Genomic DNA, 14,742 nt, shown 5'->3' on the forward strand with positions numbered 1-14,742 from the left:
CCCGCTCATGCCATCGGCCCTACCAGCAGCCATTGCCACGACTCCTTTCCGAACACCGCCTGTTGGCCGCCCGTCGAGCCGATCTCGACCGGTCTGCCGTCCGGGCCGGTGGCGGTGCCGGTCTCCGGGTCGTAAGGCGTGATGTACGGCGTCACGTACGCCGCCTGGTTCGCATCGCCGGAAGCGGCCGACGCGCCGGGGGCGTTCTGCGCGCCCCGTACCGACGTCTTGCTTCCGCGCGGGGCCGTGCAGCGCGCGTCGGTGTTCGCCTCGCGCGGGCTGGTGTCCGAGGGGTCGCGCCGTGCCGTGCCGTACCCCTGGGTGCACGGCGGCGGGTCGTCGGCGTTCACCACCAGGCCGAAGTGGGTGGTGCCGTCGCCCGGGACGACCGTGTAGCTGCCCGCGACCAGTGCCGGGAAGGTGACCAGGGACTGCTCCACGCCGGGCAGGTTGGCCAGAGTGACCTGGCCGCCGCTGATCAGGTTGGCCAGCAGGACCGACAGCCGCGGTGAGATGTTCTTCAGCAGCGAGTTCACCTGCTGCGCGGCCGGTGTCGCGTTGCCGATCAGCTTGCGCAGGTCTCCGTCGCTCGACTTCAGCTGTGCCGTGAGAGCCGCCAGGTCGTGCGCGAACGACTTGATGGACGAGCCCTGGTCGGACTGCGTCTTGAGGACCTTTCGCGAGTCCTCGATCAGCGAGATCGTCTGGGGGAGTGACTCGGAGGCCGACTCCACGAGCGCGTTGCCCGAGTCCACCAGTCGGCTCAGATTCGGGCCGGTGCCCGAGAAGGCCTTGCCCAACTCGTCCACGGTGACCCGTAGATCGTCCTTGCCGACCGAGTTCACCAGCCGGTCCAGGCTCAGGACCAGGTCCGTCGTGGGCAGTGGCACGCGCGTGCTGCCGCGCGGGATGGCGCTGCCGTCGAGGAGGTATGGGCCATGCGAAGTACGTGGCTGGAGATCTACGTATTGCTCGCCCACCGCCGAACGGTTCGCCACCACGGCGAGGGTGTCCGCCGGGATGCGTGGCGCGCCGTCCTTGATGTCCAGAGAGACCGAGACGCCGTCGGAGCCGGTCAGCCGCAGTGCGCCGACGCGGCCCACCGGCACCCCGCGGTAGGTGACCTCGGCGCCTTGGAAGATGCCTCCGGAGTCGGCGAAGTCCGCCTGCACGGTGTAGCCGCGGCCCAGGACGTCGTCCACCAGGCCGGTGTATTCGGCGCCGACGTACGACACCCCGACGGCGGTGACGGTGGCGAAGGCCAGGAGCTGGGCCTTGACCGTACGGGTGATCACGGCTGAACCCCCTTCAGCATCAGCTCCGCGAGCGCGAGGTCTATCCCCTCGGACAGCTCCGCGTCGGTTGTGTAGCTGCTGGTGCACACCGGCGGGCACAACGGACCGCCGCCGCCCGACGGGGCCGACGGCACCGACGGCACCGAGGGGGACGACGGCAGGCTCGGTGTGCTCGGCAGCGTGGTGGGCGTCGGAACGCTCGGCAGGTCGGGGAGATGCGGTACGCCGGGAGTGCCGGGCTTCTGGGAATCGCCCTTGCCCCGCCCGGAGCTGCCGTCCGTCACGTTCCCGTACAGGTCCGACAGATCGAGGTCGGCGGTGATGTCGAGGTTGACGTAGTCACCCTTGACGGCGTCCACCACGTTGCGCGGGAAGGGGTAAGTGGTCAGCAACTCCAGAGAGTTGGGCAGATCGTCGCCTGCCTTGTTCAGCTGCTGCAAGATCGGCCGCAGCTGCTTGAGGTTCGCGACCGTGTCGTCGTGCGACGCCGTGACCACCTTGGATCCTGTCTCGCCGAGCTTCGAAAGGGCGGTGAGCATCCTCGTCAGATCGCGCCGCTGGTCGGCCAGGACCTTCAGGGCGGGTGGCATCGCGTCTACGGCCTGGGCGATCGTCGTCTTCTCCTTGCCGAGCCGCCCCGCGAGCCGGTCGACGGCCTCGAGGGCGTGGACGATGTCCTTCCGCTGGTCGTCCAGACCGCCGATGAACGTGTTCAGCTCCTTGAGCAGCGATCTGACCCGGTTCTCCCGGCCGTTCAGGGCCTTGTTCAGCTCCACGGTGATCGTCTTGAGCTGGGCCACTCCGCCGCCGTTGAGCAGCGCGGACAGTGCGGACAGCACCTCCTCGATCTCCGGATTGCGGCCGCTGCGGGACAGCGGGATGCGGTCGCCGTCGGCGAGCCGCCCCACGGGCGCCGTGCCGGACGGGGCGGAGAGCGCGACGTACTTCTCGCCGAGCATGCTGGTCTGCCGCAGCTCCGCGACCGCGTTGGCGGGCAGCTTCACCGAGTCGGCGACCCGCAGCCGTACGCGCGCGTGCCAGCCGTCCAGTTCGACCTTCTCGACCGCGCCCACGGTCACGTTGTTGACCTTCACCGCCGACTGCGGCACCAGGTCGAGGACGTCGCGGAACTCGACGGTGACGTGGTACGCGTGGCCGTCGGCGGCGGCTCCGCCGGGCAGCTGGACGTCGTACCAGCCGTTGAACTCGCAGCCGGAGAGCAGCAGCGAGCCGACCGCGGCCCACGCGACCGCCCCGGCCTTGCGCAGTGCGGTCATGCGCTCGCCCCCAGAATCCCGCCGAGCGTCCGGTCGACCGTTCCCGTCACCGCGGAGCCCTGAGGCACCTTCGGCAGGGAGTCGAAGAGATCCTTCAGCTCCTTGCAGTCGGGGTTCTTGCCGCCTTCGTCGCCGGTCGTCTTCAGCACGGAGCACAGCAGCGAGGCCGGATCCTGCGCCTGCTGGGCGTTGTTGCGGGTGTCGAGGGTGCCCGAGGACGGGTTGTAGGCGTCGTTCAGGTTCGACAGACCTGTGGGAGCGACCTCCAACAGCTCGGCCAGAGCGGCCCGTTGGGTGACGAGCACCTTGGTCACCTTGCTGAGGCCCTTCACGTTCGAAGTCAGCGACTTCTTGTTGTTCTTCACGAAGGCGGACACGTCGCCGAGCGCCGTTCCCAGGTTCCGCAGCGCGTCCGCGAGGTCCTTGCGCTCGCCCGAAAGCTGCTCGGCGACCTCGGCGAGGCTGGTGTTGAAGGACCGCACGCTCTTGTCGTCGGCGGCCAGCGCAGCCGTGAACACCTGCAGGTTCCGTACCGTGCCGAACAGGTCCCTGCGGCCGTCGGACAGCGTGGTGACGGCCTGCGAGAGGTCTTCGACCGTCTGGTTGAGGTTCTCGCCCTGGCCGTCGAGGTTGTCCGCGCTCACCCCGAGCAGCCGCGACAGCGAGCCGTCCTTGTTGGCGCCGTTGGGGCCGAGCGCGTCGGCCGTCGTGTGCAGACTGTCGAAGACGCGGTCCAGCTCGACCGGCACGGCCGTCCGCGTCTCGGGGATGACGTCACCGTCGCGTAGCACCGGGCCCTTCCGATACACCGGCAGCAGCTGCACGTAACGGTCGCTGACCACCGAGGAGTTGATGATCGCGGCCTTGGCCTCCGCCGGGACCTTGCGCCCTTCGCCGTACTCCAGCTCCACCCGTACCCGGTCGCCCTCCGGCGTGATCTTCTCGACCTCGCCGATCCGGACGCCGAGGACGCGGACGTCAGAGCCGGGATAGATGCCGACCGTGCGCGGGAAATACGCGGTCACGTGCACGGACTCGGAGCGCGGCCACAGCACGTAGGTGAGCGCGGCGACGAGGGCGAGTGCGGTGACCACGGCCACGCGCCTCTTCAGGTTCTTCACTGCGTGCCTCCCGTGCGCGGCACCACCGGAGCGGCGACCAGGTTCTGGACGTAGCTGTCGAACCAGCGGCCGTTGCCGAGGGTGTTGCTGAAGACCCGGACGTACGGCGCGAGCAGCTTGACGCTCCGGTCGAGGCTCGACTGATTCCGTTCGAGCATCCGCACCACGGTGTTCAGGCCCTTGAGCGCCGGCCCGATCTCCTTGTCGTTGTCCTCGACCAGGCCGGAGAGCTCGATGCCGAGCACCGCGGAGCTCTTCAGCAGCTTGTGGATCGCCTCGCGCCGCTTGCTGATCTCCCTGAACAGCTGGTCGCCGTCCTTGACCAGCGCGGTGAAGTCCTCGGAGTGCTCGGCCAGTACGCCCGTGACACCGTTCGCGTGGTCGAGGAGTTCGCCCAGCGCCTTGTCGCGCGAGGCGACCGTACGGGAGATCTTCGACAGGCCCTTGATGGATGCCCGTACCTCGGCGGGCGAGTCCCGGAACGTGGTGGAGATGGTGTCCAGGGCCTTCGCCAACTGGTCGGTGTCGACCTTCTCCGTCGTGGTGGTGAGATCGCTGAACGCCTGCACGACGTCGTACGCCGGAACCGTCCTCTTCAGCGGTATCTCGCTGCCGGGCCTCAGCTGTCCCGGTCCCTTGGGATGCAGCGCGAGGTACTTCGCGCCGAGGATCGTCTTGACCCGGATCGAGGCGCCGGTCTCGGTGCCGAACCCCGGATCGCCCTTGATCTTGAAGGTGACCTTGACGTGGTCACCGTCCAGATCGACGTCCTTGACCTTGCCGACCTTGACGCCGGCGATCCGCACCTCGTCGCCGGGCTTGAGGCCGCCCGCCTCCGAGAAGGCCGCACTGTACGTCTCGCCGCCGCCGATCAGCGGCAGGCTGTCGGCGTTGAACGCGGCCACGGTCAGCAGCGCGAGGAAGGTGAGACCGACGGCTCCGATCACCACGGGATTGCGCTCACGGAACGGGGTCAGCCGCGGGCGGCGTATCCGTATGCGGGGCAGCTTGGGCGGGTCGATGCGGACTTTGACCAGGGGTTCGGGGCGGCGGGGGCGGGGTGCCCGGTGCGGAAGCAGCCGTATCTTCGGGAGCTTGGGCGGGTCGATGCGGACCTTGACCAGCGGCTCCGGGCGGCGCTCACGGGTCCTGCGCGGAAGGAAGTGCTTCGTCATGCGCCGCACCTCGCCCTCGCCACGTGCAGCTCGGGAGTGAGCACCTGCTTCGTCTTCGGCAGCACGATCCGGCCGTCGAAGTCGCAGAGGTAGAAGTTGAACCACGAGCCGTAGGACGCCGTCCCGGTCAGCTCGTTGAGCTTGTTCGGCAGCCGCTTCAGGACGCCCTCCACGGTGTTCTCGTTCTTGTTGAGCGTTCCGGTGAGATCGGTCAGCTCGGCGATGTCGTCCTTCAGCGGCGGACGCGCGTCCTTGAGCAGCCCCGAGGTGGCGTCCGTCAGGTCGCCGATGCCCACCAGCGACTGCCCGATGGGCTTGCGGTCGGCGGACAGCCCCGAAATCACCCGACGCAGCTGCTTGAGCAACCCGGAGAAGCGCGAGCCGCGCTTGTCCAGCGTGTCCAGCACGATGTTGAGGTTGTCGATCACCGAACCGATCAGCTTGTCACGGCCGGCCAGCGTCGTGGTGAGCGAAGCCGTGTGCACCAGCAGGCTGTTGACCGTGCCGCCCTCGCCCTGGAGGGTTCGGATGATCTCGGTGGCGAGCTGGTTGACGTCCTGCGGGCTGAGCGCCGCGAACAGTGGCTTGAAGCCGTTCAGCAGTGCGTTGAGGTCCAGCGCGGGCTGGGTGCGCGACAGCGGGATCGTGGCGCCGGGCTTCAGCCGGGTGCCGTCTCCCGCGCCCTCGGTCAGGGCGACGTAACGCTGTCCGACCAGGTTCCGGTAGCGGATGACCGCGCCGGTGCTGTTCAGCAGCGGACGGTCCGCACCGACAGTGAAGGTGACCTCCGCCAGCGTCCGGTCCTTGATCCGGATGCCCTCGACCTCGCCGACCCGCACCCCGGCCACCCGGATGTCGTCGCCCTTCTCCAGGCCCGTCACGTCGCTGAACACCGCGCGATAGGTGTGCTCGGGGGTGAGGGAGATGTTGACGATGGTGGCCGCGAGCAGGGCCGTCGCCAGGATCGTCACCAGGGCGAAGAGGCTGAACTTGATCAGCGGGGCGGCGGCCTGCCGGGCTCCTGACGTCCTCGTGGTCCTCGTAGTCCTCGCGGTCTTCGCGGTCTTCGCGGTCTTCATGATCCTCGTGATCCTCATGCGACGCTCACCGCCGTCCCGCGCGCCATCGGTCCGAACAACAGCGTCGCGACCGGCGGTACCTCGTCGGCGGGCACGCCCATGACGGGCGCGACGAGCGAGCCGACGGCGCGCTGCTCGGCCCGGGTGGCGGAGACGCCGACCGGACTGGACGAACCGCCCTTCGCCGAACCGTCGTTGAGGTGAACCCCTGGCGCGGGCACCGGCGGATGGGGCAGGCCGCGGCAGTCGGGCCCCGACCGGTCGTCGTAGCGGGGGTACTCACCGGGTTCGTACGCCCCTTGCTGACGGACGACTTCGAGCGTGATGTGCATCTTGCCGCCGCGGAACGCCTGCTCGGATGCCTGTTCCTCGCGTACCAGGCCGGCGAGCAGGCAGGGGTACTCGGGCGAGTAGCGGGCGAAGAGTTCCAGCGTGGGGCGGGAGACCCGGCCCAGGGTGATCAGCCGGTCGCCGTTCGCGTGGAGGAAGTCGTCCGAGGTGCCCGCGGCGGTGGCCGTCGTGGTGAGCGCGGACGCGAGCCGGTCCCGTTGCTCGACCAGGGTCCGGCTGGTGGTGACGGTGTTGCGCAGGATCTCCATCAGGTCGGGAGCCGCGTCGCCGTACACCTCGGCGACATCGGCCAGCCGTGCGAAGTCCTCGGTGAGGGACGGCAGATGGGGATCGAGCCGGTGCAGATAGTCCTCCACGCGCGTGAGGTTGTCGCCGATCCGGTCGCCGCGCCCCTCGAGGGCGGTGGCGAACGCGGAGAGCGTGGCGTTGAGCTTGCCGGGCTGCACGGTCCGAAGCAGCGGCAGCAGGTCGTTCATCAGCTGCTGGAGCTCGATGCCGACGCGGGTGCGGTCCTGGGTGATGACGTCCCCTGCGCGGATGGGCCTGGCCGAGGAGCGCGCGGGCGCGACCAGGTCGACGTACTTCTCGCCGAACAGGGTCTTGGGCAGCAGGCGTGCGTGCACGTCGGACGGGATGGACGCGACGTACTCCGGCTTGAGCGCGATGTCGAGCGTCGCCTTCGTCCCGTCGGCGTGCACCGCGCGCACCTCGCCGACCAGCAGCCCGCGCAGCTTGACGTCGGCGCGGGGATCGAGTTGGTTGCCGATGCTGTCGGCCTCCAGCTCGATCCGTACGGCCGGGGTGAACACCTGTTGGTACACGGCGACGGACAGGGACAGCAGCAGCGCGAGCACGGCGAGGAACACGACGCCGTACAACCGCAGTCTCAGCACTCCCATTCGGCTCACCCCGCAATCCGTACGGTCGTGTTGGCGCCCCAGATCGCGAGCGAGAGGAAGAAGTCCAGGACGTTGATTGCGACGATCGAGGTGCGCACGGCGCGGCCCACGGCGACGCCGACGCCCGCCGGGCCGCCGCTCGCGTAGTAGCCGTAGAAGCAGTGCACCAGGATGATCAGGACGGCGAAGACGAGCACCTTCCCGAAGGACCACAGCACGTCGACCGGCGGCAGGTACTGCTGGAAGTAGTGGTCGTAGGTGCCCGCCGACTGCCCGTAGTAGCCGGTGGTGATGGTGCGGGCGGCAAAGTACGAGGACAGCAGCCCGACCACGTACAGCGGGATCACCGCGACGAAGCCGGCGATCATCCGGGTGGTCACCAGGAACGGCAGTGAGGGGACGCCCATGACCTCGAGGGCGTCGGTCTCCTCGCTGATCCGCATCGCGCCCAGCTGCGCCGTGAACCCGGCGCCCACCGTGGCGGACAGCGCGAGCCCCGCCACCAGTGGCGCGATCTCCCGGGTGTTGAAGTACGCCGAGAGGAACGCCACGAAGTTCGAGGTGCCGAGCTGGTTGAGCGCGGCGTAGCCCTGGAGGCCCACCTCCGTGCCGGTGAAGAACGACAGGAAGGCGATGACGCCGACCGTGCCGCCCACGACGGCGAGGGCGCCGCGCCCGAAGCTCACCTCGGCGAGCAGCCGCAGGATCTCCTTCTTGTAGCGGCGTACGGTGCGGCCCGTCCACGCCAACGAGCGACCGTAGAAGGACAGCTGGCTGCCCAGTTCCTCCAGACGATTCAGCAGCGCCATGACTCAGCCCCTCTGCGGAACGACTTGGAAGTACACGGCGGTCATCACGAAGTTCGTCACGAACAGCAACATGAAGGTGATCACCACCGACTGGTTCACCGCGTCGCCCACACCCTTCGGGCCGCCCTTCGCGGTGAGTCCCTTGTACGAGGCGACGATCGCGGCGATCGCGCCGAACACCAGCGCCTTGATCTCCGCCGCCCACAGGTCGGAGAGCTGGGCGAGCGTGGTGAAGGAAGCGAGATACGCGCCCGGCGTGCCGTTCTGCAGGACGACGTTGAAGAAGTAGCCGCCCGCGACGCCCACCACCGACACCAGGCCGTTGAGCAGCACTGCCACCACCATCGACGCCAGGACCCGCGGGACGACCAGCCGGTGGATGGGGTCGATGCCCAGCACTTGCATCGCGTCGATCTCCTCGCGGATCTTCCGCGCCCCGAGATCCGCGCAGATCGCCGTGCCGCCGGCGCCCGCGATCAGCAGGGCGGTGACGATCGGCGAGGCCTCGCGCAGCACCGCAAGCACCGAGGCGGCCCCGGAGAACGACTGGGCGCCGAGCTGCCGGGTCAGGCTGCCGATCTGCAGCGCGATGACCGCACCGAAGGGGATGGACACCAGGGCCGTCGGCAGGATCGTGACGCTCGCGACGAACCAGGCCTGCTGGATGAACTCCCGTGCCTGGAACGGCCGTCGGGGCATGGTCCGGACGACGTCCAGCGCCATCGCGAAGAGGTTCCCCGAGTGCCTCAGCGCCCCGCTGGGTGACAGCCTCATGCGCCGGTCACCGCCTTCCGGTGCAGCTCGGCCTCGCGTCTCGCGATCGCCTCCCAGCGGGGCGGACGGGCGATGGCCGGCCCCGGCAGCAGGCGGGGAGTCAGAGCCTGGCTGCCGGGAGTCTTTGTGTGCGCTCCGTCGCCGAGTTGGGCCAGCTCCTGCTCGACCTGGGCGGCGTCCTTCTCCTCGGCCATCCCGATGGGGCCCTGCATCCGGCCGTTCAGGAACTGCCGTACGACCGGCTCGCCGCTGGTCAGCAGCTTCTCGCGGGGCCCGAACATGACCAGCTCACGCCGGAACAACAGCCCGATGTTGTCCGGCACCTGGCGGGCCGAGGCGATGTCGTGCGTGACGATCAGGAACGTCGCGTTGATCTGCGCGTTGAGGTCGACGATCAGCTGGTTGAGATAGGCGACGCGTACGGGGTCGAGGCCGGAGTCGGGTTCGTCGAAGAGAATGACCTCGGGGTCGAGGACCAGGGCTCGGGCGAGACCGGCTCGCTTTCGCATGCCGCCGGAGATCTCGCCGGGCAGCTTCCCCTCCGAACCGATCAGCCCGACCATGTCCATCTTCTCCAGCACGATGCGCCGGATCTGGCTCTCGGACTTGCGGGTGTGCTCGCGCAGCGGGAAAGCGATGTTGTCGTACAGGCTCATCGAGCCGAACAGCGCGCCGTCCTGGAACAACACCCCGAACAGCTTCCGCACCTCGTACAGCTCGTGCTCGCGCAGCTTGGTGACGTCCCGGCCCGCGACCTTCACGCAGCCCCGGTCCGGCTTCAGCAGTCCGACGAGCGTCTTGAGGAACACCGACTTGCCCGTGCCCGAGGGGCCGAGCATGACGGAGACCTCCCCTGCGGGCAGCGTCAGCGAGACGTCCTGCCAGATGACCTGGTGACCGAAGGACTTGGTCAGCCCTTCCACACAGATCTCGACACCCATCCGGTCCACCCTTCGGCCGTGGAGCAGCTCCGACATCTGCTCTACGGGGAGGGGCCGGGCGTCCGTCGCGACGGAGGCGGTTTTTTTCGGGGGTCTTGCGGCCGGGTTTCCGGCGGCTCGACGGCGGCGCGTTTTCCGCTGGTTCTACGGCAGTCCTTTTCCCGGCGGTTCTACGACAGCTTTCCGGCGGTTCTACGGCAGCGCGGTCGGGGTCGGTACGTCGACCGGGGCGGAGGGCGTGGCGGGAGCCTCGGGGAGGGCCGGAGGCGTCGTCGGGACCGTGGACGTGGCCGGCAGATCGGGGAGGCCGGGCACGCTCGGCAGGTCGGACACGCCGGGGACGTGGGGGACGGCCGGCACCGGTGACAGCGAGGCGTCCGGCAGCGGTGGCACCGACAGAGGCAGCAGCGACCGGTCGCGATCGCCGGGCGGCACCGTCGGCGTCGCTGCGTGGGACGCCGAGGCGGCCGACAGATCACGGGCGTTCGGGGCGGCCACCCGGCCGACGCCGTCGGGCCGGACGGTCTGCGTGGTCGCCTGGGCCATGCGGGACACGGAGGGTCGGGGAGCCGTGCCCTGCCTGTCCCCGTCGTGGACGTACGGCAACACGAACCCCGCCACCACCAGGGTCGCGGCCGTCGAGGTCACCGCCACGGCCTGCGCGTGTCCGCCCGCGCGTAGCCTGCCGCGCCCCCACAGGAACAGGGCGAGGCCCAGCGTTCCGGCCAGCGAGTTGCGCAGCGTGCGCCGGGCCCGGGCGAGCAGCGACTCGACGGTGCGATAGCTCAGCCCCATGCGCACGGCGACCTGTCCGACGTCGAGGCCCTCGGACTTCAGCCGGAGCGCCTCGGCCTGGCGCCCGGGCAGCTCCCCGCTCCGCACGGCCAGCCACTTGGCCTCGGCCCGGTCGCACACCGCCTCCTCGACGGGCACCGGACCCGGCGCGGCGAGCGTGGGGCTGCGGTGCACCTCGGCCTCCCGGTTGACCTGGCGATACCGATCGACGCACAGCCGCATGGTCACGGTCGTCAGCCAGCCGCCGAGGCGCTCGTCGTCCAGGTCGGGGCGCTCCGCGGCGCGCAGCATGGCCTCGTGCACCGCGTCCTCGGCGTCCTCCGGGCTCATCGACCTGCGCCGGGCCACCTTGAGCAGTTGCTCGCGGTGGCTCCACATGCGCTGCCAACGGTCGTGGGCCGCCTGTATCTCCGCAGGCATGTCCGGCATGTCCGTCGCCATGAGGGCCCCTTTGCGCTCACCCGCCGGTCCCGTGCCGTCCGGCGGGTGGTGACATTACCGCCCGGTAGCCGCGGTTGTGGAGGGGACGGAGGTCATCGAGTCCCCGCTGTTACTGGTCAGCGGACCGCCGCTGGGCAGCAGGTCGTCGCCGGGCAGTTCGATGTCCGCGCCGGGCGAGGGGAGTTGGGGCTCCTCCGTCGGAGTGGCCCCGCCCGCCGGACGGGACGTGCCGGGGGTCGGCGAGGGAGGTGCGGACGGTGTCGGGGAGGGGACGGCGCTCGGACGGGCGGACGGTGTCGGCGAGGGCTTCGGCGTGGACGGCGGCCGCGACGGCTCCGGGTGCGCGGAGGACTTCGCGGAGCTGTCCGGCACCACCCGATACCCGTCCAGGAAGTACGCGTACCAGGCCCTGACCGTGCTCAGATACGCCTCCGAGTGGTTGTAGCCGAGGACCGCCCGGTCCAGCTCGGCCGGGTCGGAGAGGTCTCGTCCGCCCGCACACAGGTAGCGCCCGGCGGCGAGCGCGGCGTCGAAGACGTTGTCAGGGTCGGCCCGCCCGTCGCCGTTGCCGTCCGTGCCCCAGCGGGCCCAGGTCGACGGGATGAACTGCATCGGTCCGACCGCCCGGTCGTAGGCCGCGTCCCCGTCGTACGCGCCGCCGTCGGTGTCCCGCACGACGGCGAAGGCGCCGCCGTCCAGCCGCGGCCCGAGGATGGGCGTCACGGTCGTACCGTCCGCCGTCACCCGACCGCCGCGCGCCTGCCCGGACTCCACCTGGCCGATCGCGGCCAGCAACTGCCACCGCAGCCGGCAGCCGGGCGCGGTGCGTGCGAGTTCCGTCTCGGCGTGCCGGTAGGCGGCGAACACGCTCGCCGGCAGCGCGGCGCCCGCCACCGACGCCTCGCCCTTGCGTTCCCGGGCCCGCAGCAGCGGGAGGTCGGTGCGGTACCGGGTGTCGCCCGACACGCTCGGCCCCTGCTCGGCGGGCGCCTGCCGCGGCGGTACGGAGGCCCGTGCCGGGACGGCCCCCGGCGCCTGTGACGCGGTCAGCGCCGCCATGACCGCCGCCGCGACCGCCGTACCCCTGGCGCCTCTGACTCTGTGCCCTGCCACGTCGCGCTCCCCTCCCTGTGAGCTGATGTCGTCTGCTCTACGGGGCGGGGCGGCGGGTCCGTCGCACGGAGCGGGGCGATTTCGGGAAACGGGGTCCGCACGCGCGTCCGCCAAGATCTCCCCGGCGCCGTCCGGGCCGGTACGAGCAGTCATCAGGTCGAAGTGCGTGTACTCGTAGCGGATCGTGCCGCCCAGTGGGTCGGTGTGGCTGGTGCAGTTGCCCTCGCCGTCGTACGTCCACGACTCGGTCGTGCCGTCGGGGGCGATGCGGCGGGCCAGGTGTCCCTCGACCGTCCACTCCAGGCGCGTGGTCACCCCGGTCGGGTCGGTGATCGTCACACGTGCACTCACAGCTCCCCGGTCGCCCCCGGCCTGAGCAGGTGCGGCCGGTCTGACGGGCCCGAGAAGCTCGTCGAGATAGGCATACAGGTCCTCGTCGAGTTGCTGCACAGCCAGCAGCCGCGCCAGGCGGGCGCCGCGAGGCATGGTGCTGAGCAGTTGGGTGAAATGCCGGGTGGAGATTTCTGACTTCATGTCACTGGGCGTGGCCGCCTCGCTCTACCCTGACCAGGGAATCCTTCGGTACGTAGAGTGCGCGTACCGGTACGAAGGGTGTCCTGTACGGGATTTTGACGAACAACGGGGCGATACCAACGAGCAGTTCGTTACCCCTTCGCATGCCGGCAGGTCAGCTGAGTACCAACAGTTGGGACGCACCGTGACCGTCCGCCGCACGGGAGGCGGTCACGGTCTCCGGACCTGTGTGCGCAACTCCACGCCAATCAGCCAGCGCTCCGCTTGCAGAGGGCCCGTGGTCCCCATCAGGAACGGTGTTCGGACAGCGTGTGTGTCGCGGTGGTCAGAAAGTCGTCCACGTGGCCGTCGCGGCGGCCCTCGAGTACGGCGAGGCAGATCTCGGTCGGTGGGACGTCGGTCACCGGTCGGTTTGCGAGGTCGGGGCGTGAGTAGGAGCGGGCGACGCTGCGCGGCAGCAGTGCTATGCCGCGCCCGGCCGCGACGAGTTCGAGTTTCTCCTCCACCGTCGCGGTGCGGCGCGCGTGGAAGTCCAGGATCGTCTCGCCGTCGAGGGCGGCCAGGGTCAGCCGGCGGCGGGACGCCAGGGGGTGCGTGGTGGGCAGGCACACGACCTTCGGTTCGCTGCCCACCGGGACGGTGTGGATCCCGTCCTCGTCGAAGGGGCGGCGCAGGAAGCCGACGTCGGCCCGGCCGTCCCGGAGCGCCTCGCCCTTCTCGTACCAGTTCAGGTGGAGCAGTTCGATCTCGACGTCGGGGTGGGTCCGGGTGAACGCGAGGATCGCGGGGGAGACGCTCAGACCGGGGGCGAAACCGACGACCAGACGGTCGGCGCGGGCGGCGCCGTGCACCCGGCGAGTGGCCGCCTGCGCGGCGGCGAGTACGCCCGGCGCGTCTTCGTAGAGTTGCCGGCCGGCCGGGGTCAGGCGCACGCTGCGGGTCGTACGCACCAGCAGTGAGCAGCCCAACTCCTGCTCCAGCGCCCGGATCTGACGGCTCAGTACGGGCTGTGCGATGTGCAGTTGCGCGGCGGCGCGGCCGAAGTGCTCGTGCTGCGCGACGGCCGTGAAGTACCGCAGTTTGCGCAGGTCCAGATCCATGCCCTGAGGGTATCAATGTGCCCGAAGAGGTATTGGACGCGTGACACCGGGCGAGCGCAGAGTGACGGGGCACGGTGTTCGGGCAGCCCGTTCGCCGGTTGTCAGGAGGTTCCTCTTCGTGATCGTCATTACTGCGCCCACCGGGCAGATCGGCAGCCAGGTCCTCGACATCGTTCTGGGCGACGTCCTCGACGGCGGGGAGTCGGTCCGGGTGATCGCGCGCGATCCCTCCCGGATCCCGCCGCGCGTGCGCGAGCGGGTCGAGGTCGTGACCGGCTCGCACGGCGACCCCGACGTCGTCGACGCGGCGTTCGCCGGTGCGGACAGCGTCTTCTGGCTGGCGCCGCCGAACCCGCGGGCCGAGCGGGTCGAGGACGTCTATGCGGAATTCAGTCGGCCCGCGTGCGACGCCTTCGAGAGGCGGCGGGTTCGGCGGGTCGTGGGGATCTCGGCCCTGGGGCGCGGGGTGCCCGGCAACGCCGGATTGGTGTCGGCGTCCCTGGCCATGGACGACCTGATCGCGGGCACGGGTGTGGGCTACCGGGCGCTTGCGCTGCCCTCGTTCATGGACAACCTGCTGCGCCAGGTCGAGGCGATCAGGAGCCAGGGCGTGTTCTTCCAGCCCGTCGCCGGGGATCTCAAGGCGCCGACCTGCGCCACCCGCGACATCGCCGCCGTGGCAGCCGGGCTGCTGCTCGACCACTCCTGGAGCGGGCAGGGCGAGGTCCCGGTGCTCGGGCCCGAGGACCTGTCCTTCGAGGACATGGCGCGGATCACGTCCGAGGTGCTGGGGAAGCCGGTGCGGTTCCAGTACGTCCCCGTCGAGTCGTTCAAAGACACGCTGACGCAGCGCGGGATGTCCGAGGCGATGGCGCAGGGCATGGCGGACATGGCGACGGCCAAGGACCGTGGCCTCGACAACGCCGAGCCGCGCACCCCGCAGTCCACCACCCCCACCACGTTCCGCCAGTGGTGCGAGGAGATCCTCAAGCCGGCTGTTCTCGCCTGACGTCCGCGACGCGGGAGGCTGGGCCGGAC

13 protein-coding genes and 1 pseudogene are annotated in these 14,742 nt (G+C 70.1%); 1 reads left to right on the forward strand and 13 read right to left on the reverse strand.

From position 1 onward, the window contains the following. Positions 1-5: 5 nt before the first annotated feature. The 13 genes and pseudogenes from ABZ656_RS15225 to ABZ656_RS15285 form a co-directional block, all read right to left on the reverse strand. A complete protein-coding gene (locus ABZ656_RS15225) occupies positions 6-1,295 on the reverse strand; it encodes an MlaD family protein (RefSeq protein WP_101405470.1) in 1,290 nt (429 codons plus the stop codon). Beyond that, positions 1,292-2,572: an MCE family protein gene (locus tag ABZ656_RS15230; RefSeq protein ID WP_360268128.1), complete on the reverse strand. Its 1,281-nt coding sequence runs from the start codon at positions 2,570-2,572 to the stop codon at positions 1,292-1,294. Before ABZ656_RS15230 ends, ABZ656_RS15225 begins: the two co-directional genes overlap by 4 nt. Next, complete coding sequence (locus tag ABZ656_RS15235) at positions 2,569-3,693, reverse strand: MCE family protein (protein ID WP_360268131.1); 1,125 nt, start codon at positions 3,691-3,693, stop codon at positions 2,569-2,571. The genes ABZ656_RS15230 and ABZ656_RS15235 overlap by 4 nt, the downstream gene beginning before the upstream one ends. Then, the gene (locus tag ABZ656_RS15240; protein WP_360268211.1) at positions 3,690-4,670 is read right to left on the reverse strand and encodes an MCE family protein; all 981 of its coding nucleotides are present in this window, start codon (positions 4,668-4,670) and stop codon (positions 3,690-3,692) included. The genes ABZ656_RS15235 and ABZ656_RS15240 overlap by 4 nt, the downstream gene beginning before the upstream one ends. 194 nt (positions 4,671-4,864) lie before the next feature. Further along, positions 4,865-5,947 (reverse strand): MlaD family protein, encoded by a 1,083-nt coding sequence (locus ABZ656_RS15245; protein ID WP_360268134.1) that lies wholly within the window; start codon positions 5,945-5,947, stop codon positions 4,865-4,867. A 14-nt stretch (positions 5,948-5,961) separates the two neighbouring features. Continuing rightward, on the reverse strand, positions 5,962-7,197 hold the full coding sequence (locus tag ABZ656_RS15250; RefSeq protein ID WP_360268137.1) for an MCE family protein: 1,236 nt from the start codon (positions 7,195-7,197) through the stop codon (positions 5,962-5,964). Positions 7,198-7,202: 5 nt separating this feature from the next. Beyond that, on the reverse strand, positions 7,203-8,006 hold the full coding sequence (locus tag ABZ656_RS15255; RefSeq protein WP_054230890.1) for an ABC transporter permease: 804 nt from the start codon (positions 8,004-8,006) through the stop codon (positions 7,203-7,205). A gap of 3 nt (positions 8,007-8,009) precedes the next feature. Next, entirely contained in the window at positions 8,010-8,780 is a 771-nt protein-coding gene (locus ABZ656_RS15260; protein WP_360268140.1) for an ABC transporter permease, read from the reverse strand. Next, complete coding sequence (locus ABZ656_RS15265; RefSeq protein ID WP_360268214.1) at positions 8,777-9,721, reverse strand: ABC transporter ATP-binding protein; 945 nt, start codon at positions 9,719-9,721, stop codon at positions 8,777-8,779. Before ABZ656_RS15265 ends, ABZ656_RS15260 begins: the two co-directional genes overlap by 4 nt. A 192-nt stretch (positions 9,722-9,913) precedes the next feature. Next, positions 9,914-10,957, reverse strand: a complete 1,044-nt coding sequence (locus tag ABZ656_RS15270) for a sigma-70 family RNA polymerase sigma factor (protein WP_360268143.1) — start codon at positions 10,955-10,957, stop codon at positions 9,914-9,916. Positions 10,958-11,011: 54 nt separating this feature from the next. After that, complete coding sequence (locus tag ABZ656_RS15275) at positions 11,012-12,016, reverse strand: lytic transglycosylase domain-containing protein (RefSeq protein ID WP_360268217.1); 1,005 nt, start codon at positions 12,014-12,016, stop codon at positions 11,012-11,014. Between the two features lie 192 nt (positions 12,017-12,208). After that, positions 12,209-12,604, reverse strand: a pseudogene (locus tag ABZ656_RS15280) (hypothetical protein); the annotation flags it as partial. A 287-nt stretch (positions 12,605-12,891) separates the two neighbouring features. Continuing rightward, positions 12,892-13,704 (reverse strand): LysR substrate-binding domain-containing protein, encoded by an 813-nt coding sequence (locus tag ABZ656_RS15285; RefSeq protein ID WP_360268146.1) that lies wholly within the window; start codon positions 13,702-13,704, stop codon positions 12,892-12,894. A 118-nt stretch (positions 13,705-13,822) separates the two neighbouring features. Between ABZ656_RS15285 and ABZ656_RS15290 the strand changes: the two genes are divergently transcribed. Continuing rightward, positions 13,823-14,713 carry an NAD(P)H-binding protein gene (locus tag ABZ656_RS15290; RefSeq protein WP_360268149.1) on the forward strand — a complete coding sequence of 297 codons (891 nt, stop codon included), beginning with the start codon at positions 13,823-13,825 and terminating at the stop codon, positions 14,711-14,713. Positions 14,714-14,742 lie beyond the last annotated feature (29 nt).

Origin of the sequence: Streptomyces sp. NPDC007095 (assembly GCF_040634475.1) — a bacterium.
Lineage (GTDB): Bacteria > Actinomycetota > Actinomycetes > Streptomycetales > Streptomycetaceae > Streptomyces.

Bases quoted from the DNA above. Each gene is read 5' to 3' on its own strand.
- ABZ656_RS15230 (WP_360268128.1), bottom strand. From the start codon at position 2,572: ATGACCGCACTGCGCAAGGCCGGGGCGGTCGCGTGGGCCGCGGTCGGC.
- ABZ656_RS15245 (WP_360268134.1), bottom strand. From the start codon at position 5,947: ATGAAGACCGCGAAGACCGCGAAGACCGCGAGGACTACGAGGACCACG.
- ABZ656_RS15250 (WP_360268137.1), bottom strand. From the start codon at position 7,197: ATGGGAGTGCTGAGACTGCGGTTGTACGGCGTCGTGTTCCTCGCCGTG.
- ABZ656_RS15255 (WP_054230890.1), bottom strand. From the start codon at position 8,006: ATGGCGCTGCTGAATCGTCTGGAGGAACTGGGCAGCCAGCTGTCCTTC.
- ABZ656_RS15260 (WP_360268140.1), bottom strand. From the start codon at position 8,780: ATGAGGCTGTCACCCAGCGGGGCGCTGAGGCACTCGGGGAACCTCTTC.
- ABZ656_RS15265 (WP_360268214.1), bottom strand. From the start codon at position 9,721: ATGGGTGTCGAGATCTGTGTGGAAGGGCTGACCAAGTCCTTCGGTCAC.
- ABZ656_RS15270 (WP_360268143.1), bottom strand. From the start codon at position 10,957: ATGGCGACGGACATGCCGGACATGCCTGCGGAGATACAGGCGGCCCAC.
- ABZ656_RS15275 (WP_360268217.1), bottom strand. From the start codon at position 12,016: ATGGCGGCGCTGACCGCGTCACAGGCGCCGGGGGCCGTCCCGGCACGG.
- ABZ656_RS15285 (WP_360268146.1), bottom strand. From the start codon at position 13,704: ATGGATCTGGACCTGCGCAAACTGCGGTACTTCACGGCCGTCGCGCAG.